Origin of the sequence: Arthrobacter sulfonylureivorans, assembly GCF_047607445.1 — a bacterium.
GTDB classification, from domain to species: Bacteria; Actinomycetota; Actinomycetes; order Actinomycetales; family Micrococcaceae; genus Crystallibacter; species Crystallibacter sulfonylureivorans_A.
This window is the reverse complement of record NZ_JBLKRT010000016.1, coordinates 49,703-75,785: the sequence shown is the minus strand read 5'-3', so window position 1 is coordinate 75,785 and position 26,083 is coordinate 49,703. Positions and strand designations below refer to the sequence as shown.

Annotated in this window: 24 protein-coding genes; 12 read left to right on the top strand and 12 right to left on the bottom strand. The window is 67.1% G+C overall.

Annotated elements, in window-relative coordinates:
• Positions 1-33: 33 nt before the first annotated feature.
• Both ACMX2H_RS09745 and ACMX2H_RS09740 read right to left on the bottom strand, forming a co-directional pair.
• Complete coding sequence (locus ACMX2H_RS09745; RefSeq protein WP_414960303.1) at positions 34-1,755, bottom strand: amidase; 1,722 nt, start codon at positions 1,753-1,755, stop codon at positions 34-36.
• Positions 1,755-2,798 (bottom strand): agmatine deiminase family protein, encoded by a 1,044-nt coding sequence (locus tag ACMX2H_RS09740; RefSeq protein ID WP_414960302.1) that lies wholly within the window; start codon positions 2,796-2,798, stop codon positions 1,755-1,757. Before ACMX2H_RS09740 ends, ACMX2H_RS09745 begins: the two co-directional genes overlap by 1 nt.
• A gap of 110 nt (positions 2,799-2,908) precedes the next feature.
• Between ACMX2H_RS09740 and ACMX2H_RS09735 the strand changes: the two genes are divergently transcribed.
• On the top strand, positions 2,909-3,553 hold the full coding sequence (locus ACMX2H_RS09735) for a TetR/AcrR family transcriptional regulator (protein ID WP_414960301.1): 645 nt from the start codon (positions 2,909-2,911) through the stop codon (positions 3,551-3,553).
• A gap of 84 nt (positions 3,554-3,637) precedes the next feature.
• On the opposite strand, the gene ACMX2H_RS09730 is transcribed toward ACMX2H_RS09735, so the two are convergent.
• Both ACMX2H_RS09730 and ACMX2H_RS09725 read right to left on the bottom strand, forming a co-directional pair.
• The gene (locus tag ACMX2H_RS09730) at positions 3,638-4,042 is read right to left on the bottom strand and encodes a VOC family protein (RefSeq protein ID WP_414960300.1); all 405 of its coding nucleotides are present in this window, start codon (positions 4,040-4,042) and stop codon (positions 3,638-3,640) included.
• A gap of 9 nt (positions 4,043-4,051) precedes the next feature.
• The gene (locus ACMX2H_RS09725) at positions 4,052-4,492 is read right to left on the bottom strand and encodes a helix-turn-helix transcriptional regulator (protein ID WP_414960299.1); all 441 of its coding nucleotides are present in this window, start codon (positions 4,490-4,492) and stop codon (positions 4,052-4,054) included.
• Between the two features lie 111 nt (positions 4,493-4,603).
• Between ACMX2H_RS09725 and ACMX2H_RS09720 the strand changes: the two genes are divergently transcribed.
• Together ACMX2H_RS09720 and ACMX2H_RS09715 are read left to right on the top strand one after the other, a co-directional pair.
• Positions 4,604-5,332: a TMEM175 family protein gene (locus tag ACMX2H_RS09720; protein WP_414960298.1), complete on the top strand. Its 729-nt coding sequence runs from the start codon at positions 4,604-4,606 to the stop codon at positions 5,330-5,332.
• A gap of 187 nt (positions 5,333-5,519) precedes the next feature.
• The gene (locus tag ACMX2H_RS09715; protein WP_414960297.1) at positions 5,520-6,716 is read left to right on the top strand and encodes a M14 family zinc carboxypeptidase; all 1,197 of its coding nucleotides are present in this window, start codon (positions 5,520-5,522) and stop codon (positions 6,714-6,716) included.
• 69 nt (positions 6,717-6,785) lie between these two features.
• Here the strand turns inward: ACMX2H_RS09715 and ACMX2H_RS09710 are convergent, their stop codons facing one another.
• The 4 genes from ACMX2H_RS09710 to ACMX2H_RS09695 form a co-directional block, all read right to left on the bottom strand.
• Positions 6,786-8,411: a ribonuclease J gene (locus ACMX2H_RS09710; protein ID WP_414960296.1), complete on the bottom strand. Its 1,626-nt coding sequence runs from the start codon at positions 8,409-8,411 to the stop codon at positions 6,786-6,788.
• 360 nt (positions 8,412-8,771) lie between these two features.
• Complete coding sequence (locus ACMX2H_RS09705; RefSeq protein ID WP_414960295.1) at positions 8,772-9,098, bottom strand: 2Fe-2S iron-sulfur cluster-binding protein; 327 nt, start codon at positions 9,096-9,098, stop codon at positions 8,772-8,774.
• Positions 9,099-9,120: 22 nt separating this feature from the next.
• Complete coding sequence (locus ACMX2H_RS09700) at positions 9,121-10,515, bottom strand: MFS transporter (protein WP_414960294.1); 1,395 nt, start codon at positions 10,513-10,515, stop codon at positions 9,121-9,123.
• Positions 10,516-10,560: 45 nt separating this feature from the next.
• On the bottom strand, positions 10,561-11,760 hold the full coding sequence (locus tag ACMX2H_RS09695; RefSeq protein WP_414960293.1) for a cytochrome P450: 1,200 nt from the start codon (positions 11,758-11,760) through the stop codon (positions 10,561-10,563).
• 117 nt (positions 11,761-11,877) lie between these two features.
• On the opposite strand from ACMX2H_RS09695, the gene ACMX2H_RS09690 reads away from it, so the two are divergent.
• From ACMX2H_RS09690 to ACMX2H_RS09670, 5 genes are all read left to right on the top strand, one after another.
• Entirely contained in the window at positions 11,878-12,636 is a 759-nt protein-coding gene (locus tag ACMX2H_RS09690; RefSeq protein ID WP_414960292.1) for an IclR family transcriptional regulator, read from the top strand.
• A 162-nt stretch (positions 12,637-12,798) separates the two neighbouring features.
• Positions 12,799-14,019 carry an MFS transporter gene (locus tag ACMX2H_RS09685; protein WP_414960291.1) on the top strand — a complete coding sequence of 407 codons (1,221 nt, stop codon included), beginning with the start codon at positions 12,799-12,801 and terminating at the stop codon, positions 14,017-14,019.
• An 82-nt stretch (positions 14,020-14,101) separates the two neighbouring features.
• Entirely contained in the window at positions 14,102-15,379 is a 1,278-nt protein-coding gene (locus ACMX2H_RS09680) for an MFS transporter (RefSeq protein ID WP_414960290.1), read from the top strand.
• Between the two features lie 488 nt (positions 15,380-15,867).
• Complete coding sequence (locus ACMX2H_RS09675; RefSeq protein WP_414960289.1) at positions 15,868-17,766, top strand: FAD-binding monooxygenase; 1,899 nt, start codon at positions 15,868-15,870, stop codon at positions 17,764-17,766.
• Between the two features lie 91 nt (positions 17,767-17,857).
• Complete coding sequence (locus ACMX2H_RS09670) at positions 17,858-18,433, top strand: CueP family metal-binding protein (protein ID WP_414960288.1); 576 nt, start codon at positions 17,858-17,860, stop codon at positions 18,431-18,433.
• Between the two features lie 35 nt (positions 18,434-18,468).
• On the opposite strand, the gene ACMX2H_RS09665 is transcribed toward ACMX2H_RS09670, so the two are convergent.
• The 4 genes from ACMX2H_RS09665 to ACMX2H_RS09650 all read right to left on the bottom strand — a co-directional run bounded on the left by ACMX2H_RS09665 (position 18,469) and on the right by ACMX2H_RS09650 (position 22,163).
• The gene (locus ACMX2H_RS09665; protein ID WP_414960287.1) at positions 18,469-19,041 is read right to left on the bottom strand and encodes a GNAT family N-acetyltransferase; all 573 of its coding nucleotides are present in this window, start codon (positions 19,039-19,041) and stop codon (positions 18,469-18,471) included.
• A 98-nt stretch (positions 19,042-19,139) separates the two neighbouring features.
• Positions 19,140-19,808 (bottom strand): DNA alkylation repair protein, encoded by a 669-nt coding sequence (locus ACMX2H_RS09660; RefSeq protein WP_414960320.1) that lies wholly within the window; start codon positions 19,806-19,808, stop codon positions 19,140-19,142.
• Between the two features lie 96 nt (positions 19,809-19,904).
• Positions 19,905-20,939 carry a nuclease-related domain-containing protein gene (locus ACMX2H_RS09655; RefSeq protein ID WP_414960286.1) on the bottom strand — a complete coding sequence of 345 codons (1,035 nt, stop codon included), beginning with the start codon at positions 20,937-20,939 and terminating at the stop codon, positions 19,905-19,907.
• 171 nt (positions 20,940-21,110) lie between these two features.
• A complete protein-coding gene (locus tag ACMX2H_RS09650; protein ID WP_414960285.1) occupies positions 21,111-22,163 on the bottom strand; it encodes an LLM class flavin-dependent oxidoreductase in 1,053 nt (350 codons plus the stop codon).
• Positions 22,164-22,342: 179 nt separating this feature from the next.
• Here ACMX2H_RS09650 and ACMX2H_RS09645 point away from each other — a divergent pair, with 179 nt between their 5' ends.
• The 4 genes from ACMX2H_RS09645 (at position 22,343) to ACMX2H_RS09630 (ending at position 26,059) form a co-directional block, all read left to right on the top strand.
• Positions 22,343-22,957 (top strand): dTMP kinase, encoded by a 615-nt coding sequence (locus ACMX2H_RS09645; RefSeq protein WP_414960284.1) that lies wholly within the window; start codon positions 22,343-22,345, stop codon positions 22,955-22,957.
• A gap of 104 nt (positions 22,958-23,061) precedes the next feature.
• On the top strand, positions 23,062-23,430 hold the full coding sequence (locus tag ACMX2H_RS09640; protein ID WP_414960283.1) for a hypothetical protein: 369 nt from the start codon (positions 23,062-23,064) through the stop codon (positions 23,428-23,430).
• Positions 23,427-25,424 carry an alpha/beta hydrolase gene (locus tag ACMX2H_RS09635; RefSeq protein ID WP_414960282.1) on the top strand — a complete coding sequence of 666 codons (1,998 nt, stop codon included), beginning with the start codon at positions 23,427-23,429 and terminating at the stop codon, positions 25,422-25,424. The genes ACMX2H_RS09640 and ACMX2H_RS09635 overlap by 4 nt, the downstream gene beginning before the upstream one ends.
• Positions 25,421-26,059, top strand: a complete 639-nt coding sequence (locus ACMX2H_RS09630; protein WP_414960281.1) for a hypothetical protein — start codon at positions 25,421-25,423, stop codon at positions 26,057-26,059. Before ACMX2H_RS09635 ends, ACMX2H_RS09630 begins: the two co-directional genes overlap by 4 nt.
• The last annotated feature ends 24 nt before the right edge of the window (positions 26,060-26,083 follow it).

The following is a 26,083-nucleotide window of genomic DNA, read 5'->3' as shown; positions in this document are numbered from 1 at the left end:
CCGCTGCTCGGCCGGGTGAGCCGGTCCCGCCGATCAGGCCAGCCGCGGGGTCCGCGGCGGCTCGGTGCGCCGGGAGCCGGTGGCTTCAAAGGCGGCAGCCAACGCCAGCAAGGTGTTGTCGCCATAGGCGCGCCCGGCGAAGGTGAGTCCAACCGGCATGCCGATGTCCGTCGTCGTCCCCATCGGCACGGTGACGGTGGGGATGCCGAGGTGCCGCGGGACCAGATTCCCGTTGGCGACCCAGACGCCGTTGCACCAGCCGAGGTCTGCAGCTGCCGCATTGGTGTCCATGTCCGCAGCGCCGATGTCTGCCACCGCAGGGAAGACGACGGCGTCCAGCCGGTGCCGGTCCATCCACTCCTCAAGGTCCACCCGGCGGGTTTCCTCGAGTCCGCGCAGGCCCTCCGCGAGTTCCGGGATCTCGAGGAATGACGCCACACCGTGGTTGCGCACGTGCGCCGGATACACGGCGATGTCGTCGTCGAACCCGTCATAGCGGTCCGGCAGCGCGCCCTCGGGATGCGGGAAGATGCGCGCCCCGTCCACCTCCGCCAGTGAGTTGAGCGCGGGGTCCCCGTTGGCAGCGAGGAAGTCCTCCCACGCCCAGGCCGATAGGTCCAGGATCTCGCGCCGCAGGTACTCCGCGCTGACCAGGCCGCGGGTGCCGATCGTGGTGGCGCCGGGCCGGTCACCCTCGTAGTTGGACACCACGGGAAAATCCACCGGCACCACCTCGGCTCCGGCCGCTTCGAGGTCCCGCCGCGCCGCCTCCCACAGCTCAATGATGGAGGATCGGGTCTCGATCCGCTGTCCGGTGGGACCGCCGATGCCGGGGTGGTCGCCGGTGCCGGCCTCGGGGTCGGCGTTGATGTACATCCGCGGCACGCCGAAGCGCTTGCCGCGCAACGTGTCCCACGCTTCCTGCAGCCCCCGGGCCCCCAGCGCGGGATAGGACTCCGGCCGGACGGACGACGCGGCCGGAATCGGCACCCACGGCTGCGCGCGCCAGAAGTCGCCGCGGGTTTCCTGGTCGTCGGCCACGATGACGTCCAGCACTTCGAGCAGGTCGGCCATGCAGCGGGTGTGCGGCACCACCACGTCCATGGTGGGAACCAGCGGCCAGTTGCCCCGCACGGAGATGACGCCGCGCGAGGGGGTATAGGCGCAGAGCGCGTTGTTCGATGCCGGCGCCCGCCCGCTGGACCAGGTTTCCTCGGCGAGCCCGAAGGCCGCGAAACTGGCCGCCGTCGCGGTCCCGGATCCGTTGGAGGAACCGGAGCCAAAGGCGGCAGTGAGGAAGTCTGCGTTGTAGGGGCTTTCGGCACGTCCGTAGAGACCGCGCTGCATGCCCCCGTTGGCCATCGGCGGCATATTCGTCAGGCCGATGAGCACTGCTCCTGCCGCACGCAGCCGTTCGATGGCGAAGGCATCGCGCTGCGCCACCAGGTGCTCGAAGGCGGGCGAACCTGCGGCGGCGGTGAGGCCGTGGGCCAGATAACTGTCTTTGGCCGTGTACGGGATGCCGTCCAACGGGCCGAGTGCCTCACCGCGCGAGCGCCGTTGGTCCGAAGCGCGGGCTTCCGCCAGCGCGTCTTCATTCATCACGACGACGGCGTTCAGCCGGATGCCGCTGTGGTCGTAGGCGGCGATGCGGTCCAGGTACGCCTGGGTGAGTTGCTCGCTGGTGGCCTGTCCGGTCTGCAGCGCCTCGCGCAGTTGCGCAATCGACGCTTCCACCACATCGAACGGGCCCATCAGGCCTCCGTGGCGGCGAGCGCGGGCTGCTGCTGCGTGATGCAGTGGATTCCTCCTCCGCGGGCCAGGATGGGCCGCGCGTCCACCGTGACCACGCGCCGGCCGGGGTACGCCTCGGCCAGGATTTCGGCGGCCAGCGCGTCCGCCCGTTCCTCGCCGTAGCCACACGCGATCACTCCCCCGTTGACCACCAGGTGGTTGACGTAGCTCCAGTCGACGAATCCGTCGTTGTCCTTGAGCGTGTCCGGAGCTGGCAGCTCGATGATCTCGAACGGTTTCCCGGCAGCATCCAGCTGGGTCCCGAAGAAGTCCCGCAGCTGCCGGCTCACCTCAAAGTCCGGGTGGGCGGGGTTGTTCTGCAGGTGCAGCAGGAGGCGTCCCGGCGAAGGAATCGTGGCCACCATGTCGATATGCCCGCGGGTGCCGAGATCCTCGTAGTCGCGTGTCAGTCCGCGCGGCACCCACACGGTGTGCGTGGTGCCCAGGGTGCGGGCCAGTTCCGCCTCGACCCTTTCCTTGTCCGTGTAAGGATTCCGGCCGGGGTCCAGCTGGACGGTCTCCGTCACCAGCACCGTGCCTGCGCCGTCAACGTGGATCGCGCCACCTTCGTTGACCAACAGGGAACTGACCAGCTCCGCGCCGGCCTGCTCGGCGACGAAGCGGCCGATGCCGCGGCTTTTCTCCCACTCCGCCCACGCCGGCGCGCCCCAGCCGTTGAAGGTCCAGTCCACCGCGCCGAGCACCCCGGGACGTGCGTCGTCGACCACGAAGGTCGGTCCAATGTCGCGCATCCAGAACTCATCCAAGGGCGCTTCGAGCTGGTCGATTCCGCTGCCCAACATGCGGCTGGCACGTTTCCGTTCCGTCGGATCCACCACCATGGTGACCGGCTCAAACTCCGCAATCGCCTGCGCCACGGCGGTCCACGCGCCGTAAGCTTCCTCGGCTGACGCAGCGTCCTCGCCCAGCGTCAGCCCCGCCCGGGGAAAAGCCATCCAGATCCGCTCGTGCGGTGCTGTTTCCGCGGGCATGCGCCACGCCATGGAACCTCCTGATGCTCTGCCGGCGTACGGAACGTGCGCACCGCTGACTCCCGGAAAGGCTTATTGATCAATTGATCAATAAGCTGCAAAGTACTTTAGACTGATTGATGATGTCAACCACCTCACCCCGACGGGCCCCGCGCAAAGCTCCGGCCGAACGTGCCGCGGAACTGGCCCAAGCGGCCCGGACCATTGCCTTGGAGCAGGGCCTTGCAGCCATCACGCTGCGCAACGTGGCCCGGCGTGCCGGCGTCGCCTCGGGCCTGGTCGCGCATTACTACCCCACCGTTGACGCCCTGGTGGCCGAAACCTTCTCCAGCATCGTTGCCGCGGAAACCGAAGAGGTCGCCGCCCTGCTGGCCGAATTGCCGACGCCCCGGCAGGGCCTCAGCCTGCTGCTGGACACCCTCCTCGACGACCGTCGCCTCGATGTGACGGCGGTGTGGGTGGAAGCCTGGTCGCTGGGGCGCCGCAACGAAACACTGGCTGTGAGTGTGCGGGACCAGATGGATGCCTGGCAGTCCGTGATCAAGGACCTGGTGACAGCAGGCATTGCGGCCGGTGAATTCAGCACACCGGATGCGGAATCGGTGGCGTGGCAGATCCTCGGCATGATTGACGGGCTGAACGCGCAGGCACTGGTGCGCTGGAACGGCGTCGCCGACCGGCACACCCACCTGGCCCGCGCCGTCGAGGTGATGGTCGGCGCGGCGCCGTCGTCGCTGGTGTCAGCCAGAGGGCCTGACGGCCACTGATGGCGCTCAGCCACATCGGAACGAAATGAACGACGCCGGCCGCTCACCTGGCGAAGGTGAGCGCCCGGCGTCGTTGTGGTGGGCTTACTTGGCTTCGTTGATCCGGATCATGTTGCCCGAGGGGTCCCGCACCGCGCAGTCGCGCGGACCCCACGGCTGGTCCATTGGTTCCTGCAGGACTTCAGCTCCGAAGGAGACCAGCCGCTCGAAGAGGGCGTCCAGGTCGTCGGTGCGGAAGACGAGCATGGGAAGCACGCCCTTGACCAGCAGTTCCTGGAGCTGGTCGCCGTCGGCCTGTGAGCGGCCGGCGTGCGGAGCGGACAGCACCAGCTCCAGTTCCGGCTGGTCGGGGCTGCCCAGGGTAATCCAGTGGAAGCCCCCGTTGGCCACGTCGTTGCGGACTTCCAGACCGAGGCCGTCCCGGTAGAACGGGATGGATTCGGCGGGGTCATTGACGGTGATGTTGCAGTACTGAAGTGAAATATTCATGCGCCCAACCTACGCAGGGGCCGGCGCTGCCGCTTCTCTGATCCTGCTCGATCGCGGGTCGATGGGCCGGGTCAGCATCTTGGCGATGCAGGGCGGCATCGCTTCCGCCGCCTCGTGCCCGCGGTTGCGGTAGGAACTGGGACTCTCGCCGGTGAGTTGGGTGAACCGCGTGCTGAAGGAACCCAGCGAGGTGCTGCCCACTTCCATGCACGCATCCGTCACGGTCCAGCCCGCGCGCAGCAGCGCCATGGCCCGCTCGATCCGCCGGGTCATCAGGTAGTTGTATGGCGATTCGCCATACGCTGCCTTGAACCGGCGGGAGAAATGGGCCGGTGACATCAGCGCCTTGGCCGCCATGGTCGGCACGTCCAGCGGCTGGGCATAATCGCGGTCAATCAGGTCCCGGGCCCGGCGCAGATGGGCCAAGTTGGCCAACTCCTCAGGATTCACAGGTTGAGGTTACCGCTCCACGGAACCTGCCGGAAGCTCTGCAAGCAGCCGTCACTCCACCGGCTGCCTCAAACCGTTGCACTGCCACGTCCGTTGCGCCACGCTAATCACGTGGAACAGCGACCTGATCGCCGGCCAGCTGCCCGCGCGAGTGGCCCTGACGCTTCCCGCTCGAAAGCAGTGGATCCGGTGCGCAACGCCGCCGTGCTGGCACGCGAATCCAGCGAGTTCGACCGTGGGCTCAGCTTCTACGATGTCATTTACGGATTCGCCATCACGCTGCTGGTCACCAACATCGACGCTCCCTCCCCGGAGGCCTGGCAAGACCCGCGGGCGCTGCTCGAATCGGGCGTCGTGCACCAACTCGCCGGCTTCGCCCTGAGCTTCGCCGTGATCGCCGTGTTCTGGCGCATAAACCTCCGATTGATCAAACGGCTCTCCGCACTCGATTCGGCGACGACGACGGCCAACCTACTGGCGGCCGCGTTCGTCATCCTGATTCCGTTCACCACCCAGGGCGTGAGCGACCCGGAGACAACCTTGCTTGAGCTGACCACAGTGCTGTACGCCGCGAACATCATTTTGGCGTCCTTGGCTCAACTGCTGATGTTTGAGATTGCCCGTCGGCACGGTCTCGAAATCGACCCGATGACGCCTCGGCACCACACAGCCTTCGTGCTCGATTTCCTCGTTCCACCCTTGGTTTTCGCGGTGTCAATACCCATCGCTTTGGTAGCCGGCGGCACGGCGGGCAAGATCACTTGGGCCGCGCTCATCGTGCTGGGACCGGTCTCGGGCATCCTCGCCACCCGGGTCCAGCAATCAACAACGGGCCCTTGATCCGGCGCGGCTGAGGGAAATTACGGCATTCTGGGCCGGGTTCCGGCCGCCGGCTCTGGGCTATTCCCAGATGTGCCGTTAGCCTCTCCGATACCGGCAGCTCGCGCGAGCTGCCGGTCCCATTGTTCGCCGCCGACCCAACCGGCTGCGTGCAGGGATGAATCGCTCAACCTTTGGAGGACATGCAGTGAAGCACCAGCCCAAGAGCAGCACCAACCAGCCTGTGGCCAAACCCAAGCGCTACCGCAGCCTGGCAGCGGCGGCGGCCCTCGCCGTCGTCATTCCCTTCAGCGCCGCGACGCCGGTGCTGGCCGATGCCAACTTCCCCTCTACCGAGGGCAACACCAATATTTCCAGCATCCTGACCTACGACGATGTGGTGAAGGAACTGCGCAAACTGGAGAAGACCAGCCGCTTTGGCGTGGACGCCTTCACGCTGGAAGAAGCGGGCACGCAGGTGAACAAATCGGAACAGGGCCGCGATCTCTGGGTGGCCACGGTCGGCAACGGCGCCGAACACGTGTGGATCCAGGGGCGCATCCACGGCAACGAACCCTACGGCACCGATTCAATTCTGACGCTGCTGAAGGACCTGGGGACCAACGGCTCGTCCGAGTACCAGCTGCTGCGCGACAAGTTCACCTTCCACTTCATCCCGATGTACAACCCAGACGGCGCGGAAGCGAACATCCGGCACACCGTCCTCTGGGACCAGGCCAACAATCTTCCGGAGTTCGGTTCCAACGGGCGGGAGCAGCGGATCGACTTGAACCGGGACTGGACGCCCAACGGATTCGTGGCGAACGAATCGCTGGCGTTCTACGAATACTGGACCGATGTGAAGCCGGCCTACGGCATCGATATCCACCACCAGGGCCTGAAGAAGGAATGGGGCACCGGCGACGACGTCACGCTGTCGCTGGGCATCTCGCTGGCTCCGGGCGGGCCGACCCTGCCTGGGATCAAGGACGGCGCCTACGACGAGCTGACCCGCCAGATGCACGTGTACGTGTATGACGAACTGTCCAAGTACGGCTCCATCAACATGGACCGCTACCAGGTGGGCAACGGCCAGGAGATCGACATCAAGGGCGGCGTGGTCTCGGCCATGATGCTGGGCCTGAACTACCAGGGGATGAACCCGGAGGGTCACTCCAATCCGGTGGTCTTCTTCGAAACCTCGGGCAACACCTCGGACGGCAGCCTGGGCCAGAAGGCCCGCGGCAAGAGCATCAAGCAGAACCTGCTCGCCATGAAGGAGCTGCTGCTGGGCCTGGCCACCGGCGAAGTCCAGCAGGAGGACGCCGACCGCTGGGAAGACATCCCGCACCAGCCGGTCACCGGTTACAGCACCGACTACGCCGGAACCATCCCGGTCCCGTAGCTCGAACACAGCTGCGCCCCTACCCAGTCAGTCCGGGCAGGGGCGCTGCTGTGTGTGCGCTAAGAGGGGCTACGCCTCCACGATGATGACCGTGACCACCGGCTTGCGGCGGAGGGCGCGGTCGGACCAGCGGATCAGGGCCTGGGCGATTGCCTTTTCGGCCTCCGGCCCGGTCTTGTCTCCGCGCAGGCCCATCAGGGTCTTCTCCACGATGCCGGTGGCCTTCTCCAGCTGCTCCACCGCCGGGGCGAAGCCCACCGGGAAGAACTCGGCCTCTTCTTCCAGCCGGCCGGTATCCGGGTTGACGATCAGCAACACGGTGACCGCGCCGTCTTCCGCCAGCCGCAGACGGTCCTGCAGGGAGGCTTCGGTGGCAGCACCCGGGACCATGTTTTCCACGTAGACATAGTCGGCAGCGATCTGGCCGGAGACCCGGGCAACGCCGTCCTTCAGGTCGATGGTGGTGCCGTCCTCGACGATCAGCGCGCGCTTCGGGTCCACACCGGTGCGGATGGCCAGTTCGGCGTTGGCCTTCAGGTGCCGGTGCTCGCCGTGGACCGGCAGCACGTTCTTCGGGCGGACCAGGTTGTAGCAGTAGACCAGCTCGCCGGCCGAGGCATGGCCGGACACGTGCACCTTGGCGTTGCCCTTGTGCACCACGTTAGCGCCGCGCTTGGTCAGGTCATTGATCAGCCGGTAGATGGACGATTCGTTGCCGGGCACCAGCGAAGAGGCCAGCAGCACGGTGTCGCCGTCGGTCAGGTCGATCATGTGGTCACCGCCGGCCATCCGGGCCAGTGCCGCCATCGGTTCGCCCTGCGAGCCGGTGCAGATCAGCACGGCCTTGGTGGGCGGCAGCTTCTCCAGTTCCTTGAAGTCCACCAGCACGTTGCGCGGGATGTTCAGGTAGCCGAGCTCGCGCGCCGTCGTCATGTTGCGCACCATGGACCGGCCCACGAAAGCGACCTTGCGGCCGTACTTGTGTGCCACGTCGATCACCTGCTGGATGCGGTGCACGTGGCTGGCGAAACTGGAGACGATCACGCGGCGCGGGGCGGTGCGCATGACCGTATCGATTGCCGGCACCAGATCGGCCTCCGCAGCGAGGAAACCGGGCACTTCGGCGTTGGTGGAATCCGGCAGGAACAGGTCCACGCCCTCGTCGCCCAGCCGCGCGAACCCGGCCAGGTCGGTGATCCGGCGGTCCAGCGGGAACTGGTCCATCTTGAAGTCACCGGTGGCCAGCACCAGGCCGGCGCCACTGCGGATGGCCACGGCCAAGCCGTCCGGAATCGAGTGGTTCACGGCCAGGAATTCCAGGTCGAACGGGCCGAACTTCTTCCGGTCGCCTTCCTTAACCTGCACCATCTTGGCGCTGATCCGGTGCTCCTGCAGCTTGGTTTTCACGAACGCCAGCGTCAGCTTCGCGGAGATCACCGGAATGTCGCCGCGTTCCTTCAACAGGTACGGCACACCGCCAATGTGGTCCTCGTGGCCGTGGGTGAGGACAATGCCGACCACATCGTTCAGCCGCTCGCGGATGTAGGAGAAGTCCGGCAGGATCAGGTCCACGCCGGGATGCTGCTCCTCCGGGAACAGCACGCCGCAGTCCACAATCAGCAGCTTGCCGCCGTACTCGAAGACCGTCATGTTCCGGCCGATCTCACCGAGCCCGCCCAGTGGCACAATGCGCATGGCGCCCTTGGCAAGTTTCGGAGGAGTTTGCAGCGGCTTGGTGTTCATGAATCCCGATCTCTGTGGTGCTATTTATTTGCGGGCTACGACGCCCTACGCCGGAGTAGCCGGCACTGAAGTCTTGGTTGGCCGATACACCTAGGCGCTTCGACGGCGTTCCGCGCAGCACTGTGGACGGAAAGCATACTTGCCCTGACTTTACCATCGCGCACGTTCCCGGATCACCGCCAATCCGGCCCCACAAGGCCTACAACCCCGACAACGACGGCGGTGTTCGCCTTTTCGTCCGAAACGCCAACTGTCCGTGCCGGTTATCACCGGCACGGACAGTCGCGGCACCACGGGCGCCTCGGTGAAGACTCAGCTTTGCTCCGCCGGGAGGTCCACCTCGATTTCCGCGAAGTCGTCGCCCGCCCTTAACTGGCAGCCCAGCCGGCTGCGGACATCGTCCCGCGGAGAGGCTGTGCAGTCGAGCATCTCGTCCTCGTCCTCGCCGATCTGGGGCAGCCCGTCCAAATACTCCTCGCGGACGTAGACATGGCAGGTGGCGCACATCGCCTGGCCGCCGCACTCGCCCACGATGCCGGCCACGCCGTTGCTGACTGCGGCGCGCATCAGTGAGGTGCCGGGGTCGGCGTCGACTATGTCCACTCCGCCGCCGGGCTGGTGGAAGCTGATCTTGGCCATAAGTTGTCCTTCCTTCTGCGGTCTACTGCGCGGGCTGGGCGGCAGTTGCCGGCCCTGTTCCGAGCGCGGATTCCTGTCCGGGTTCGTCGCCCAGGCTGCGGTCTTTGGACTCGGGCATGAAGATCACGGTGACCAGGCTGACCGCGGCGATGATGGACAGGTAGACGATCACCGGGGTCAGCGAGGCGCCGCTGCCGCCGTAGAGGTTGGCCAGCACCAGCGGGGTGAAGCCGGCACCGAGCAGCGTGGCGATCTGGTAGCCGACGGAGGCACCGGTGTAGCGGGACGATGTGCCGAACCGCTCGGCGATGAACGCCGCCATCGGCCCGTATAGCACCGTCTGCGTGACGATGCCCAGCGTGAAAGCCAGGAAGATCGAGCCCATGTGTCCGGTGGAGAGCAGCGCGAAGACCGCGGGCGTGACCGCAATGAACAGGATGTTGCCGGCGATCATCAGCGGCTTGCGGCCCACCCGGTCGGAAATCCGGCCCATCAGCAGCGTGGTGCCGATGCTGATCACCCCGGCGCCGGCGAACGCGAGCATCACGTCGGAGCGCGGCACGCCCAGCGAGACGGTGTAGGTGATGGAGAAGGTGGACAGCAGCGTCTGCAGGGCAAAAGCGGATGTGGCCGCGAGGATCACCGTCACCAGCAGGCCCGGCCGGCGCAGCACCTGTAGCAGCGGAATGGTGCGGCGGGCCGTGGGCGCTGCGGCGCGTTCGGCAGCCTCACGCTCCAGCGCCTGCTGGAAGACCGGGCTCTCCGACACCCGCGAGCGCACGTACAGACCGAGCAACAGGAGGACGAAGGACAGCAGGAACGGCACACGCCAGCCCCAGCTCAGGAACTGATCCTGTGGCAGTGCCGAGAACATGCTCATCATCAACAGACCCAGCACCGAACCGGTCGGTGCCCCGGCGTTGGTGAATGATGCGGCGAACCCGCGCGCCTTGGGGTCCGCATGCTCCAGCGCCATCAGCGCCGCGCCGCCCCATTCCCCGCCCACGGCGATGCCCTGCAGCACCCGCAGGAACACCAGCATCACTGCGGCCCACGGCCCGATCAGCTCCGGCGTGGGGACCAGGCCAATCGCCGTCGAGGCGAGCCCCATCAGCATCATCGAAATGACCAGCAGTTTCTTCCGGCCCAGTCGGTCACCGAAGTGGCCGAAAATGATGCCGCCCAGCGGCCGCGCAACATAGCCTGCGGCGAAGGTTCCGTAGGAGGCGACCACGCCGGCCCACGGATCCAGGTTCGCGAAGAACACCGGCCCGAAGACCACGGCGGATGCTGTGGCGTAGAGCAGGAAGTCGTAGAACTCGATGGTGGTGCCCAGATAGCTGGAGAATATGACGCGCCGCCGTTCGCGTACTGTGGCGGAGCCGGGGGCCAAGGGTGACTGTGTACTCGTAGACATCATCGTCCTTCTGATGGATGGGTGAGGGTGGTGCGGGTGGTTGGATTACCAGGCGACCGGAAGGCTGGTCAGGCCGCGGAAGACCCAGCCGTCCCAGGTCTCGCTCCGGTCCGGGTCCTGGCGCAGCTCCGGCAGTTCCCGGTACAGCATCGGCACGGCGATCTCGCCGACCGCTTTCTGCGCGGCCCACTTACCGGCGCACTGGTGCACGCCGCTGCCGAAAGCCAGGTTCGGCCCGCCACTGCGGTGGATATCGAACTCGTCCGGGTGGGTGAATTGGTTCCGGTCCCGGTTCGCGGAGGCGAGGATCATCCCCACCTGCGTCCCGGCGGGGATGGCAACTCCTGAAACAACGACGTCGGACACCGTTTCCCGGGTGATCATGCCGATCGGGGAGAAATATCGGGTGCCCTCGGTGAAGGCCTGCTTCCACAATCCGGGGTCGGCCAGCAGTTCGGCCTTCTGCCCTGGCGCGCGGTCCAGCAGCCAGACCAGGTTCGTGATCATGTGCTGCGGTTCGTTCACCCCGCCGGAGATGGCCAGCTTCACGTTGTTGCGGACCTTGTCCTCATCCATGCCGGATTCCAGCAGCATCGAGGTAATGGACGCGTCCGGGGTGCGGCGCAGTCGGGCAATCGTCTCGTCCAAGGCGGCATCGCATTCCATCCGCGAGACCTCGCAGCGGTCCCAGATCTCCTGCTGATCCAGCACGTTGCCGGTGCCAGCTATGAAGTCGCGGGACCAGCGGGCCAGATCCAGCGGCTCCACGCTGGTCATGCCCAGCATGTCGCACAGGTTCTTGGCGGCCAGCGGTTTGGCAAAGTCGAGATTCAGGTCGGCTTTGCCGTTGCCTGCGTCCAGCATGCGGTTCAGGTAGTGGCAGGCGTTCGCCTCGAACTTCGCGGCCCAGATCTCCATGATTTGCTTGGGCCGCAGCGTGCGGTTCATCGGTGCCCGCTCCGCCGCATGCTCCGGGTCGTCCTTGCGGATCATCGGCTGCCCGCCCATGGCCCGGACCATGGTGCCGCCGGAAACGTTGGAGGAGAAGATCTCCGGATGCCGCTCGCCGAAGCTGCAGCCGTCGTAGCTGGAAATGAGGACCTTCTTCACCGCGGGAGACCAGGCCACCGGCGTCTCCTCGCGCAGCCGGGCATAGCTCCGATACGGGTCGCGGGCCAGCTCGGTCGGCTCCAGCCAAGCGGCCTCCGGCAAGGTCTGCGCGGTGGCAGTCGGTGCGATCGTCATGATCCGCCTTTCGGTCAGTCAGGCCCGGCCATCGCCGGGTCCTGCCGAAAGCATGGTGCAGATCACAACAGCGCGTGCGTAGAATTCGTATCATGCGAATAAGTAGCGGTCGGTGACGTGGCCAGGTCTTCCGGCGGCCGGTCTGCCATCTCGCGCGCAGTCGATGTACTGGAGGCATTCGACCCCTCCAGCAATGAGCTGACGCTGACCCAGATCGCTGCCCGCACCGGCCTGCCGATGGCCACTGCGCATGGCATCGTCACCGAGCTGGTCGCTCTCGGGCTGCTGGAGCGGCGCGGCCGGGAAGTCATCCTTGGTGTCCGGCTGTGGGAGCTGGCGGTGCGCGCCCCGGGTGTTGTGGGCCTGCGTGAAATCGCGCTGCCGCATCTCGAGCGAGTCCGCGACCGGCTGAAGCAGCACGCCCAGCTCGGCATCCTGCAGGGCGGCGAGATCCTATACCTCGAGCGCCTGTCAGCACCGGAGTCGGTGGTCAACTTCACCAAGGTCGGCGGCCGCATCCCGTGGTACGCCACATCCAGCGGCCTGGTCCTGGTTGCCGACGCACCGCCCGAACGGCAGGAAGAGGTCCTGGGCCTGCCGCGCCCGCGGTTCTCGGTCGAGCCGCATCCCAGCAGCGCCGACCTGCGGCCGGTTCTGGCCAAGGTCCGCCGCGAAGGCCACGCGGTGACCCGCGGCTACATCCACCCGGACGCCACCGCCGTCGCCGTCCCGATCAAGGGCCCCTACGGACACGCCGTGGCGTCCATCGCCGTCGTCGTCCCGACTGACGGTTTCCGAGCCGCCCCGGTCCTCGAGGTCCTGGCGCCCGCGGCCCATGCGGTGAGCGCGGACCTGAAGCAGAACTACCTGGGCTAGCCGCCGCCCCGAGCGCCTGCCGGAGCCCGACCGGCTGATTCGGTAGGGTGGCTGAGGTGGCTGCCGGACTCCGGACCACCGCGAAACCAAGTGAAGGAGCCAGCTACGGACCGCGTGTTTGCTTCCCGGCCGTTGTTGCCGTGGGTGGTTCTGGGGATTGCCATGCTCGCCATCAGCCTGCGGGCCCCGATCATCGCGCCGACCGCGGTCCTTGGCGAGATCCAGGCGGACATCGGTTTGACCGCTGCCGGAGCGGGCCTGCTCACCGGACTTCCGGTGCTGATCTTCGCGCTGGCCACCCCATTGGCTACCCGCACCATCAGCCGGTGGGGCCCCGAAGCCACCGTGCTGCTGTGCCTGGGCGGCGTGCTGGCCGGGACGGTGATCCGTTCCCTGGGCCCGGCTTCGGTGGTTTTTGCCGGCACGGCGATCATCTCCGTCTCCATCACGCTGGGCAACATTGTGGTGCCGGTGCTGATCCGCCGCGATGTGCCGTGGAACCGGGTGTCCGCAGTCACCGGCGCGTACTCGGCCATCATGAACGTCGGGTCCATGGCAGCAGTGCTAACCACCGCCCCACTGGCTGCGCTGGTGGGGTGGCGGTGGGCGTTGGCGGCCTGGGCCGTGGTGGTGGCCATCGGCTTGGCCTACTGGCTGCCGACCGCGCGTCGCCGCCGCGCAGCGCTGGCGTCAGACCACAGCGGCGCGGGGCCGGAAGGGCCATCCGGCCGCCCAGCGGCTGCCGGCGGCCGGGGCGCCGACGGGCCGGACGCCCCTGGGGCCACTGCATCGACGTCCCTCCGCGGACGGAGCAACCGGTGGATCGTTGTGGTGCTGACCGTGGCGTTCTGCGGGCAGTCGGCCGCTTACTACGCCACCACCACCTGGCTGCCGCTGCTGCTGGCCGACGTCCGGGGACTGTCCGCTACGGCGTCCGGCGCCAGTGCATCCCTGTTCCAGGTCGCCGCCATTGTCGGCGCGCTCGGAGTGCCGCTTCTGGCGGCGCGCACTCGGCTCTGGGTGCCGACGGCGGGGATTGCCGTGCTGTGGATTTCGCTGCCCATCGGGCTCCTGCTTGCACCCGACGCCTACCTCCTGTGGTCCGTCACGGGCGGCATCGCCCAGGGCGGTGGATTTACCGCGATCTTCTCCGTCATCCCCCGCGTGGCCCGCACGGACCAGGAGGCAGCAACCGCCTCCGCCCGCATCCAGACCGGCGGATATCTGGCCGCGACCTGCGCCCCGCCAGTGGCCGGGTGGCTGCACACCTTGACCGGCGGCTGGACCGCTCCACTGCTCCTGGTCCTTGCCCTGACGCTGGCTTTTACGGTAGCCGGCCTGTCCGCAGTGCAGGCCTCCGAGCGGCGGTACCCACGTCCCTGAGGACGACGGCGGTGCCGTCTCAGCGCGTCATGCCCCACCGCTCGCTGCCCGCCAACGGCATAATCGGAAGCTAGGTTCATCGGTGGCGTCCGGCCATGGCAACGATGTCCGGGACCGAGCAGCCAAGGAGGCCGAGCGCGTGCAGGAGAAGCTGTGGAGCAGGAACTTTGTGCTGGCCATCGGCACCAACCTGTTCATCTACATCGTGTTCTACCTGCTGATGACGTCCCTGGCGCTCTATGCGGCGCAGCGGTTTCTGGCCTCCGACGCCGGGGCCGGTTTCGCCTCCAGCGCATTCATCGTCGGGGCGCTGATCTCGCGGTTCTTCGCTGGGCCGCTGATCGACAATGTTGGCCGGCGGCGGGTCTTGCTGATCAGCCTGGCCGCTTTCGTGGCGGTGTCGCTGTTATATATCCCGGCGGGTTCCATCACGATGCTGCTGGCGCTGCGACTGGCCCACGGTGTGGCGTTCGGCCTAGCCAACACGGCGGTCACAGCCGGGGCCCAGGCGCTGATTCCGCCGAGCCGGCGCAGCGAAGGCACCGGCTATTTCGCAGTCTCGACCACGCTGGCCACCGCGATCGGGCCGCTGATGGCGGTGCTGCTGGTGACGGACGGCAATTACGACGGCGTCTTCCTCTTCTGTGCGGTCTGTTCCGTGGCCGCGATGCTGGTGACCCTCCTCCTGCGGTTGCCCGAGGCACCGTCGGCACCCGCCGCCGTCGTGAATCAACGCGACGCTGGCGGCGGGCCGCAGAAACCGGAACGGAGGCCCGCCGCCCTGCTGTCGAAGGTTTTCGAGCCGAGGGTCCTACCGATCACCACGGTGCTGTTGGTTGCCGGCCTGACCTACTCCGGAGTGCTCTCCTTCTTGGCCTCGTACGCGGACGAAGCCGGTGCCGCGGATGCCGCCGCACTGTTCTTTGGCGTGTTCGCCGCCGCCGTGCTGGTGTCGCGGCTGACCGCCGGCAGGATCCAGGACCGCCGGGGCGACAACGCGGTGATCTACCCCGCCATGGCGTTGTTCGCCGCGGGACTGGCGCTTCTGGCACTGGTACCGGCGGTCTGGGTGGTGGTCGCCTCCGCGGTGCTGAGCGGGCTGGGCTTCGGCACCCTGCTTCCGGGCACGCAGGCCATCACCGTTGGACTGGTTCCGGAGCGCCGGTTCGGCACCGCGCTGGCCACCTACTACCTGATGCTGGACATCGGCACCGGCCTGGGCCCGGTGCTGCTGGGCCTGCTGGTGCCGCTGACCGGCTTCGACGGCATGTACGCCTGGCTGGGCGGGCTGATGGTCGCCTGCATCCCGCTGTATTACCTGGTGCACGGCCGGGCGGCCAGGAGAGTAGCGGTGTCCTGACATTGGGCTGGGCCAGGGCTTCTTGAGTCCTCGGGGCGGTGGCGGTGTTCTGGCACCGGTTTGGGTAGGCGCTTCTTGAGGTCTCGGTGCGCCGTACAGGATGCGCCACATTGGTCGCAGCAGCCCAAGCAGGACTGGCCCTCCAGATCGCAGCCGCCCCGCACCGCCATATGCGCCGCACCCGGAGCATCAGGAGGCCTTCTCCTCAGAACATCAATGTGGCGCAGACTGAACGGGCGGGCCTGACCGTCGACGCAGCGAGTCCCCGGTTTGGCCGTAATCGACGTTCATCCGCCCGACCGTATGCGGCCAGCCAAACACCTTCCTAGCCGCCCCGTTGCACCTCTCACACTGTTACTTGGATTACTTGTTAGCTGCGTCATGTTTGTCGTACAGTAGCTAAACCGACCGGCTATTCAGTTATAGAACCCGGTGTTCAAATATAGAACAGGCCAGCCGCCAACGGCACAACGAAGTGAGGACATCCCGTGCAGTTCCACCATCACGGCTACGTATCAGGCGATCCCCGGGTCAAGCCCGCCGCAGGCGTCGGCATCGACCGCCCCGAGGAACTTCCCGACGAGGTCGACGTCCTCATTGTCGGCTCCGGACCGGCGGGCATGCTCGCCGCCGCCCAGCTGGCCCAGTTCCCGAACATCACCACCCGCTTGGTGGAGCGCCGCGACGGTCGTCTGATCATCGGCCAGGCCGACGGCATCCAGGCCCGCAGCGTGGAAACCTTCCAGGCCTTCGGCTTCGCCGAGCAGATCACGGCCGAGGCGTTCTGGCTCACCGAGATGAACTTCTGGCGCCCGGACACGGAGAACCCCCGGAACATTGTCCGAGGTGGCCGTGCCGTCGACGACGAGATGGGCATCAGCGAGTTCCCGCACCTGATCGTCAACCAGGCCCGCGTGCTCGACTACTTCGCCGAGGTTGCCGCCAACTCCCCCACTCGCCTGACGCCTGACTACGGCTGGGATTTCAGCACCCTCGAAGTAACCGATGAGGGCGACTACCCCGTGAAGGTGACGCTGGTCCGCAGCGCCGGACCGGATGAAGGCACCGAACGTATTGTCCACGCCAAGTACGTCGTGGGCTGCGACGGCGCCCGCAGCAAGGTCCGCGCCTCAATCGGCAGCACCCTGGCCGGCGACAGCGCCAACCACGCCTGGGGCGTCATGGACGTTCTGGCCAACACCGACTTCCCGGACATCCGCACCAAGTGCGCCATCCAGTCGCACGACGGCGGCTCCATCCTGCTGATCCCGCGCGAAGGCGGCTACCTGTTCCGCATGTACGTGGACCTTGGCGTGGTCCCCGACGACGACAACGGCAAGGTCCGCCAGACCTCCATCGAACAGATCATCGCTAAGGCGAACGAAATCATGACCCCGTACACCCTGGACGTGCGCAACGTCGCCTGGCACAGCGTGTACGAGGTGGGCCACCGGCTCACCGACCGGTTCGATGACCTGCTGCCCGAGGACGTAGGCACCCGCACGCCCCGCGTCTTCATCACTGGCGACGCCTGCCACACACACTCCGCCAAGGCCGGCCAGGGCATGAACGTCTCCATGCAGGACGGCTTCAACATCGCCTGGAAGCTGGGGCACGTGCTGGAAGGCCGCAGCCCGGAGAGCCTGCTCTCCACCTACTCCGCCGAGCGCCAGGTGGTGGCCAAGAACCTCATCGACTTCGACAAGGAATGGTCGACGATGATGGCGAAGAAGCCTGAGGAGTTCAACGATCCCTCGGAGCTAGAGGACTTCTACGTGCGCACCGCCGAATTCCCGGCCGGCTTCATGACCGAGTACACCTCCTCGATGCTCACGGCAGAGGCCAAGCACCAGGAGCTGGCCGCCGGTTTCCCGGTGGGCAAGCGCTTCAAGTCCGCGAAGGTCGCGCGCGTGTGCGACACCAACCAACTGCACCTGGGCCACCTCGCCGAGGCGGACGGCCGCTGGCGCATCTACGTCTTCGCCGACCAGGCCAAGGCCGGAGAGTCCGCGGCTGTTGCGAACCTGGGCGAATGGCTGGCCACCGCACAGGATTCGCCGCTGGCCGCCACCCCGGAGGGCGCTGACCTGGACGCCTGGTTTGATGTGAAGGTCATCTACCAGCAGAACCACGAGGACGTTGACATCAACGCTGTGCCCGCCGTGTTCAAGCCTCAGGTCGGCCCGTTCCAGCTGACCAACCTGGAAAAGGTCTTCGGCACCGCCAAGGACGAGGACATCTTCGACGTCCGAGGCCTCTCCCGTGACGGCGCCATCGTGGTGGTTCGCCCGGACCAGTACGTGGCAAACGTCCTGCCGCTGACCGCGACGGCCGAACTGGGCGAGTTCTTCGCCCCGCTGCTGCCGGCCCGCCAGCCGCAGCACTAACCAGCACACCAGGGGGACGACGGCGGCGCGCAAGCACCGTCGTCGTCCTCCTTTTGCGTAACCCCATCAAATGCGATCGGCTGAAGACATCATGAAACGTCCCGCCCTTGCCGCCGTGTCCCTGTCCCTCTTGCTCACCGCCTGTGCCCCGGCAGGCACGGAGTCCGCATCGGAGGGCACGGCCACCGATTCCGGGTTGCTTGCCGAACACCAGCTCGACGGCTTGGACGCGGCTGGCATCATCGACCACCTTGACCGGCTGGACGTGGCCGAGCGCCCCGCCGATCTGATGGCCTCGGTCCGACAGGACGAGCTGCTGCTCAGCGACGGCGCCCAAGAACTAGCGATGGCCCTGCCCGAGGACCGTTCCTACATTTCAATCGCGCCGTACCTGAGCCAAACCCATGATTGCTTCTTCCACAGCCTGACCACTTGCCTGGGTGAACTGGGCAATAAGAGCATCAGCGTCAAGATCACCGACGGCGTCACCGGGGAAACCTTGGTCAAGGAACAGACCGAAACCTTCAGCAACGGATTTGCCGGCTATTGGATTCCGGACAACGTCCAAGGGACCATTGAAGTCAGCTACGCCGGCCACAGCGGCAGCGCGGACTTTTCCACCAGCGACGACGGTGCCACCTGCATCACCGATCTCCGGTTGACGTAGCAATAACCACTACGCCTCTGGCCGATCCGGTGCTGTCAGCGCAGGTCCAGCCGCATGAGGACGCGGGGAAACCCGTTCAATACCGAGCCGGTGTTCGCCGCTTTGCTGAAGCCGGCCTGCTCGAAAAGTCTCCGTGTACCCACATAGGCCATGGTCAGGTCCACCTTTCCGCCGCGGTTGTCCACGGGATACCCCTCAATAGCGGGGGCGCCGTATCCGCGTGCGAACTCCACCGCCCCGGCCAGCAGGTGGTGCGAGATGCCCTTGCCGCGGTTCCCGGGCCGCACACGGATACACCACACCGACCACACGTCGAGGTCGTCCACCTGCGGGATTTTCCGGCTGGTCGCAAAGCTGGTGTCGACCCGCGGGTGCACTGCCGCCCAGCCCACCACCTCGCCGCCGTCATAGGCGAGCACGCCTGGCGGCGGATCCTCCCGGCACAGGCGCCGCACCATCTCGCCTCGCTCAGGTCCGCGCAGCGCCACGTTGTCCTTCGCCGGGAGACGATAGCTCAGGCACCAACACACCGTCGCGTCGGCACGCCGCGGCCCCACCATGGCCTTGACGTCCTCGAAGACGTCAGCTGCCCGAATCTCCACTGCCATGCACCCACACTGGCACCATCAGCCGGCCCCGGCAATGGTCCCGGCTGCCGGCTCGCTGAGGGCTGCTGGTCGGCGCCGCGGTCCGGCCAGGTGCTCCCTCAGCCGCCCTTGCGGCTCACCATTTCGTTGATCCAGATGGGCGCGAACGGGGAGGTGCAGTTCGGCGGCGTGGGATAGTCCTTAAGCACCCCGAGGCGCTCGCCGATGTCGAGCGCGCGGGCGCGGTGCTCGGCGTGCTCGATTCCGATCTGGGCCAAGGTGTGGTTCATGGCCCACTGCAGGCGGTCCGGCGCGTCCTTCATCTCCGCCTCGACGGTGTCCAGCAGTCCCGGCAGGTCCAGCCCCTCGGGTTTCTTTGCCACCCGTTCGGTGGTCAAGGCCCAGCCGGCGCTGGCGACCACCGGATCCGGATCAGCGGTCCAGGCCACGCGCAGCTCTTCGGCGTGCGGGCTTTTCTTGACCACATAGTTCACCAGCCAGTCGTGCACCTTGGGAGCACGTGATTCGCGCAGCATGGCATCGAGTTCATCGCGTTCGAAGGCCTTCGGCCGGCAGATCAGCAGGGCCAGCAGCCGGGCCGCGGTGTTGTCCGTTGCCCACAGTTCGCGGGCCAGATCCTGCTGGGTCTTCAGCCGCTTCGCGACCGCACGCAGCTTCGACAGGTTCACGCCGTGATCGTCGCCGCGCTTCTCGTTCGCCTCGCGCATCTTCGGATCCTCCAGCGTGGCCAGCTCGGCCATCACCTCGGCCACCGTCGCCTCGGACATCTCACCCTCCCGGTCACTCACGTCTGAGATTCAGCCTACTGGAGCAGCTGCTCACGCCCGCAGTCCGGGGAGACGGCTGATACCGAAGTCTGCGCCTCAGTACGGCCGGAAGCCGCGGGAGGACCTGCGCGCTCGGAAGTTGGCGGCTGGCCTACGCTGGACCGTTAATAAGGGGCTGCTGCCCCGCCGTGTCCCGGCGTCAGTGCGGGCACGCTTTCGCAGCGATAGCAGCCTGGCCAGAGCGTATCGGTCCACCGTTCCTGCCTTCTTACCCTGCAGCAACCAATGGCCGATCATGTCGATCCCTTCCTGCACCCCGGTAATGGGAATTCCAGTCGGGGAAATCTGGCTCCCCGGTGTGAACGTGACATCCCCCGGGGCGTTCGCATGGACTATGACATGGCAGCTCATTTCAGCCCCGACCTTGGCGGTCAGCGGGTGGGTCTGGAGAACATCCATGTGAATGGTCCTCCGCCTCAGCCCGCGCGGATGGACGGAAGCCAGTGTCTCGCTATCGACCCATTGATATTGCCCGGGCTTCCAGAACTTGGAGTCGATATACACCACCCGGTGCCCATTGATTACTGCGTGATCAACGTCCGCCACATGACTGCCCGGGAACCGCAACCCGTGGAGGATGCGCGTCCCGGGAATGGCCAGCAACGTTTCCAGCGCCTGCGCCGTCCACCGCTCGCCCTCCACACCTTTGGCGATGTCCTCTCGCCGAAAGCGGGTCCAACCACTGACCAAGGCGTCGCCAGGTGCGCCGAAGACCAGTTGCCGGGCAGTTTTCTTGGACACCGCCTGGCGCCAAAAACGGGCGACGGCACCGATGCCTAACCACAGAATCAGCACCAGAACGACGGCGACCGGCAAAAACTCGGGTGCGCGGCCGAACGCCGCACCCGGCATCGCGGCCAGCAGAACCAGTGTCAGGACAAGGCTCAGCAGCATCGCGCCGATGATCACCAGAAAGCGTAGTGCGCCGTAGCTGCGGCCGATCCGCTCCACTGTTGGACTCGGCGCGGCCAACCACGACAGCTTGGTCGGATCGAATTCCATGAAGGGTGAGTACTCGGTCGAGACCGTCGTCGGTCGCGGAATATCCCCCAGCTCTCCCGGACGTTCCATGCAGTTCCCCCAAACCACGTGAAGCAGAGACCGACAGTATGCCCCACGCGGCTCAGGGCGGCCCGAAAGATCCGGTAAAGATTTCCTCCAGTGGTGTCGACGGGGTGGCCCGTTCACTTGCCCTTCGGGCGGTGGAAAAGCTGAGGCGGTTTGTTCGCCGTCGTGATGGTCCTAGACGTCTTGGCTCAGTACTTCCCGGTCCGCGGGCTGCCAGCCGAGCGCCGGCGCGACCTCCCGGGCCGCGACGGTCAGGATTCGGCGCACCACACTGGCCGGGTAGTCGAAGGGCAACGCGATGACCAACTCGTCCGCTGCCGCGAGGGCTACATCGCCGGCCAGCGCTGCCGCGACCTGCTCGCCGGAACCGGCGACCACCCGGCCGAACTGGAACGGCAGGTCCGGGTTGCCGCCTTGGCGCTGCGCGTCGCGGTCCAGCAGCCACTGCAGTTCCGCTTGTTCCTGTGCATTGGTGTAGGGCGCAATCTGCCGGCTCACCGATGCGTGCGAGCGCCAGCCGGCGGCCTTGGCATGCTCTGCCCGGTAGGCCTCGATAGACGCCAACTGGGCCTCCTCAAAGCTCAGCTCGGTGACCTCGGTGTTGAGCGTGGAGAGCTGCAGGCCCAATCCCTGCCGTCCGGTACGTTCGGCGCTGGCCAGCGACCCGGCACCGTAGGCGATCCGGCCGCGCAAGCCCGGACTGACCGGTTGGACCGGCAGCTCGGCGCCGGCCTTGGCGAACGTTACCTGCTCGTCGGCGACGGCAACCGTCCGGCCTTCCACCGCGTGCAGGAACCGCTGGACACGCTCGTCCACCACGGCCCGCAGGCTGCCGTCGATCGAGCCGTAGGCCTGCGCGAACGTTCCCTCATTGTTGGAGTAGCCGGAACTCAGCCCCAGTTCCAGCCTGCCGCCGGTCAACAGGTCCACGGTGCCGGCTTCCTCGGCCAGCCGGACGGGGTCCTCGAAACGGATCGGAGTGACCGACGTGCCCACCCGGATCCTGCTGGTCCGCTGGGCGGCCGCGGCCAAGAACGGCAGCGGCGCCGAGAGGTAGTGCTCCAGATGGCGATGCCGGACGTAGCCGACGTCGTAGCCAAGGTCCTCTGCCAGTTCGAAGAGCTCCAGCCCCTCATCTAGGCCCCGGGACCGGCCGCCACCAATTCCGGAGTGCTCAACAAAGGCCAGGAAACCCAAGCGGAAGGGCTGCGGGGCGGCATCGGTCATGGAGTTGGTCCTTTTCGGTGGCTGGGCGCTGGTCTTCCAGTCAATAATGCGTGCGGTTCTACCGCGTCCCGGCGTTACGTTTCGCTACGTCACGGTCGGACTTACATCACAGGCGGACGGGGAATTGATCCTGGCCAGGCGTTCGTTGTCACGGGGAGACCAGACGAGAGCAGGGACCCTTGCCAACCGAAACCAGACACCGCCCACGTCTGCACGCGCGCAGGACCGTCGTCGTCCTCGGCATCGACGGGGCAGGGAAAACGACGACGGCGGCGGCGCTGGTCACGGCCGAGCAGGCCGCGGGCAGGGCTGCCCAGTTGGTGCGCAATCCGGCCGGACGGCGTTGGCTGTCCCGGGTCGCTGAACGCTGTGGCATCGGCGTTGCGCCGCGCTGGGCTGACCGGTTCGAGTCAACGGTGCGCCTGATCAACGTGCTGACCGCCCAGCTGCGGGCGGCCGTGTTCCCCGGCACCACAGTGATGGACCGGCACTTGCAGTGCCAACAGGTGCTGCGCGCCGTGCGCGGCCTGCCCCGGGGACGCTTCCTGCCCTGGCTGGTCCAGATATTGCCACGGGCGGATGCGGTGGTGTTGCTGGATCTGCCAGCCGAGACAGCGCAGGCGCGGATCAGCGCGCGAGGTGAGGATTCCGAGTCGACGGCCTATCTGCGGGCGGCACGCGAGGCGTACCTGCGGATGGCTAGGTCCTCGGGCTGGCACGTAGTCGACGCGTTCGGGTCCCGCAGCGAGGTGCTGGATCGCGTCCTGGCCGCAATAGCTCCGCCAGGCAAGTAGCTGGAGCAGCCCTGCTCCCTCCATGGGGAGTGCTCCCCATTCAGTTCATGGCGGCTTCATGGAACAGTGGCCGAGGAACGGTTAACCAAGGAGGGTGGGCGGGCATGGGAAGCTGGCGGATCAATCCCAGGCAGCTCCACATGGTCCTGGTGGATGTGGCCGCCGACGGTCAGTCGCTGGACAAGGCGGCAGGTGACGCCGCAGCGGCCGGCGAGCAGGCGGCGTCGTTGTTTGGCAGCGCCGCCGACGTGGCGGAAGCGTTCGCCGGGTTCTGGTCGCCGCGGAGCGAAGTTGGCCAGCGGATCGCCGGCCTGGTCTACGGCAAGTCCCGGGTGGTGGCGGAGACGGCCGAGCTGTTCGTCGACGCCGACGGGCAGATGTCCGCTGCCGCCGTCGACTTCGCCGAATCGCTGAATGCCGGTGACGCCCCGGTGCTTGCAGCGCGCGGCTTCGGCCCGGTGCCGCAGCCGTGACCACCAGGCTGGGCACTGTCCCTGAGCTCGATGTGCCGTGGGACCAGTTGTCGGACGCTGTGGAGGAGATGTCGCGGCGCGCTGCCTCCGCGGGCAGCTACCTGGTGGATGCGGGCGCTGCGTGGTCGGGGCTGAAGGACGCCTACCGGCAGCCGGACACCGATCTGGAGGTCCACGCCGCGCTGGCCGAACTGGACGGTCCGATGCAGGAATGGACCGCAGCCTTGGCCTCGGCCCGCGACGCCCTGGCAGCGTTCGTTTCCGCGGGCCGACCGCTGCAGGCGGAGGCGGAGGAGCTGGCTGCCGCACGGCCCGCACTCGCCGCCCACCTGGCCACCGCGCTGGACGGCGACGGCGCACAAGGCGACAACCAGGCGGAGCGCGCCCTCCGCCGAGCGGAAGCGTTCAATGGCCGAATAGCCGCGCTGCGGGCTGACTGGCAGGCGCTGAGCTCCGAGACCTCGGCCGCGCTCAAGGGCATCAGCGGCGGCACCCTCGATTCGCTGCCGGCCACCCCGCTGCTGGCCGCCTCCGCGTCGCTCCCGGCGGCACCGCCGTGGGCCAGTTTTACCAGCAGCCTGAACGAGCGTTTCGGCCCGCTGACTCCGGAATCGTACCTGGCCTCGCTGACCGGGCTCACCGATCAGGAACTGCGCGACTGGGCGGCGGCCAACCCCGAAGGCGCTGCCTTGCTGGCCGCCAACACACTGCCGGCCTGGCGGCTGCCCGGCTCCGCCGAGACGGTGATGGCCCAGGCCATGGCCAATGACGCCGCGCTCACCGAAGCCGGAATCAGCGCCATCCGGGACGCCTGGAAGGGGCTGGCGCCGGATGACCAGGAACGCCTGCTGCTGCTCTACCCCGCGGTGTTCGGTGCGCTGAACGGGGTTCCGTTTGCCAACCGGATCCGCGCCAATACCCTCACGGCCGCTGGCTACCGCGAAACGGTGGCGACCCAGCAGGAGCGGCTCGGCACCAAGCCGGACCTCAACGACTACCTCGCTGACGCACGGAATATGCACGGGCATCCGCGGGCGGTCTACCAGCAGGCTTACAACCGCTACACGGCCGACCTCGAGGATTGGCAGGCCGAGCACAACCGGCTGGCGACGCTGCGCACGGGACTGGACTTCGCCGTCGAACATCAGATGCAGGTGGTGATGCTCGGTCTGGAAGGCGACGGACGGATCGTCACCATGGACGGCGCGCTGGGGCCGGGCACCCGGACCATCGCCACCCTGGTTCCGGGGACCGGCGCGGACCTGGGCCAGCTGGAAGCCTACACACACCGGTTGGATGCGGTGAACGGCGAGCCCTCGGCGGACACGGTCTCCTTCTACTGGCAAGGCACCGACCTGCCGGATGAGATCAGCGACAACATCACCACATCGTTCAACGAGGACGGCGGCCCGCTGCTCGCGGCGTTCGACCACGCGCTGGATCTGGAAGCCCGGACCGACGCCCGGACCACGTACATCGGCTACAGCGCCGGCGGCTCGCTGCTGGGCACCGGCGAGCGCGAAGGTCTGGATTCCACCAACATCGTCTACGTGGCGCCCGCCGGCACCGGACACAACGTGGGCAGTCCGGCGGACACGGCCAACCCGGACGCGAACCGCTACTGGCTGCAGACCCGCGACGACCCGATCTCCGCCGCACAACTCCTCGGCGGCGGCTACCACGGCCCGTCCTTCTGGCGCGGCGGCAGCCCCACCGCCATGGATCCGGTCCGGCTGGAAACCGGCTTCCTCGCGCCCGAAGACCCCGGCTCGCTGATGGGCGGGCACACCGACTACTTCCGGCGGGATTCCACCTCGGCAACCAATATCCAGGGCATCATCGAAGGCACCGAGGTCAGCCCCTACGTCGAGGACCAGATCCACCAGACCTACTCCCGCTATGGTCCGCGCATCGTCAGCCCGCTGGAGCAGAATCCCGAGGAGTACGCCTATGGCAATCTTGAGACCGTGACGGTTGAAAGTCTGGAGAAATGACCATGCGGGAGTCCTTCCCACCGCACCGGCCGTCCCGCCTGCGCGGCAGAGCACGACGGCGGCGGCCCGGCTTCGCCGCGTCCCTCACCACCGCGGCTGCCCTGTCCGCCATTATCCTAGGAGGCTGCGCGATGCCGCAGGAGAACCAACCGCCAGAGAGCCAAGCAACCTCACAGGACTACGGCCGCCAGCTGGAGCAGTTGCTGGCCCAAGCCATGGCGGAGGCCTCCTCCGCCGCCGACTTGAAGGTGAACGTCCTCCGCGAAGAGACCTGCCTGCGCCCCGAGAACGATCAGCCGCAGACCCAAACCGCCTGGATTGCCCGCGCCACCGGCGACGTTGCGGACACCGAGCAGGCCAATGCGGCCCTCGACGCCGCCGCCGGCTACCTGACCGCACACGGCTGGGAACAGAAAAACGAAACGACCGCCCAAACCGGCGATGTGCGCAAACTCTACTTCCGCAGCGGCGACCTCGGTGCCACCGCCGCCCACCACACCCTCGGCGGCCCCGGCACCGTGGTGCTCTCCTTCAACAGCCCCTGCCTGGACCACCCCGAGGACCACCGCATGGTCCGCTCCGAACAGGACCCGGAGTACGGCAAGAACAGCCAGTACTACGACGACGGCGCCTAAGCCGCCCGGGAACGACAGCGCCCC

What these genes read in the sequence shown, in the direction of transcription:
- ACMX2H_RS09695 (WP_414960293.1), bottom strand. Translation starts at nt 11,760, where the DNA reads ATGACGATCGCACCGACTGCCACCGCGCAGACCTTGCCGGAGGCCGCT.
- ACMX2H_RS09665 (WP_414960287.1), bottom strand. Translation starts at nt 19,041, where the DNA reads ATGGCAGTGGAGATTCGGGCAGCTGACGTCTTCGAGGACGTCAAGGCC.
- ACMX2H_RS09685 (WP_414960291.1), top strand. Translation starts at nt 12,799, where the DNA reads ATGCTCGCCATCAGCCTGCGGGCCCCGATCATCGCGCCGACCGCGGTC.
- ACMX2H_RS09735 (WP_414960301.1), top strand. Translation starts at nt 2,909, where the DNA reads ATGTCAACCACCTCACCCCGACGGGCCCCGCGCAAAGCTCCGGCCGAA.
- ACMX2H_RS09670 (WP_414960288.1), top strand. Translation starts at nt 17,858, where the DNA reads ATGAAACGTCCCGCCCTTGCCGCCGTGTCCCTGTCCCTCTTGCTCACC.
- ACMX2H_RS09730 (WP_414960300.1), bottom strand. Translation starts at nt 4,042, where the DNA reads ATGAATATTTCACTTCAGTACTGCAACATCACCGTCAATGACCCCGCC.
- ACMX2H_RS09640 (WP_414960283.1), top strand. Translation starts at nt 23,062, where the DNA reads ATGGGAAGCTGGCGGATCAATCCCAGGCAGCTCCACATGGTCCTGGTG.
- ACMX2H_RS09705 (WP_414960295.1), bottom strand. Translation starts at nt 9,098, where the DNA reads ATGGCCAAGATCAGCTTCCACCAGCCCGGCGGCGGAGTGGACATAGTC.
- ACMX2H_RS09745 (WP_414960303.1), bottom strand. Translation starts at nt 1,755, where the DNA reads ATGGGCCCGTTCGATGTGGTGGAAGCGTCGATTGCGCAACTGCGCGAG.
- ACMX2H_RS09740 (WP_414960302.1), bottom strand. Translation starts at nt 2,798, where the DNA reads ATGGCGTGGCGCATGCCCGCGGAAACAGCACCGCACGAGCGGATCTGG.
- ACMX2H_RS09650 (WP_414960285.1), bottom strand. Translation starts at nt 22,163, where the DNA reads ATGACCGATGCCGCCCCGCAGCCCTTCCGCTTGGGTTTCCTGGCCTTT.
- ACMX2H_RS09630 (WP_414960281.1), top strand. Translation starts at nt 25,421, where the DNA reads ATGACCATGCGGGAGTCCTTCCCACCGCACCGGCCGTCCCGCCTGCGC.
- ACMX2H_RS09710 (WP_414960296.1), bottom strand. Translation starts at nt 8,411, where the DNA reads ATGCGCATTGTGCCACTGGGCGGGCTCGGTGAGATCGGCCGGAACATG.
- ACMX2H_RS09655 (WP_414960286.1), bottom strand. Translation starts at nt 20,939, where the DNA reads ATGGAACGTCCGGGAGAGCTGGGGGATATTCCGCGACCGACGACGGTC.
- ACMX2H_RS09660 (WP_414960320.1), bottom strand. Translation starts at nt 19,808, where the DNA reads ATGTCCGAGGCGACGGTGGCCGAGGTGATGGCCGAGCTGGCCACGCTG.
- ACMX2H_RS09700 (WP_414960294.1), bottom strand. Translation starts at nt 10,515, where the DNA reads ATGTCTACGAGTACACAGTCACCCTTGGCCCCCGGCTCCGCCACAGTA.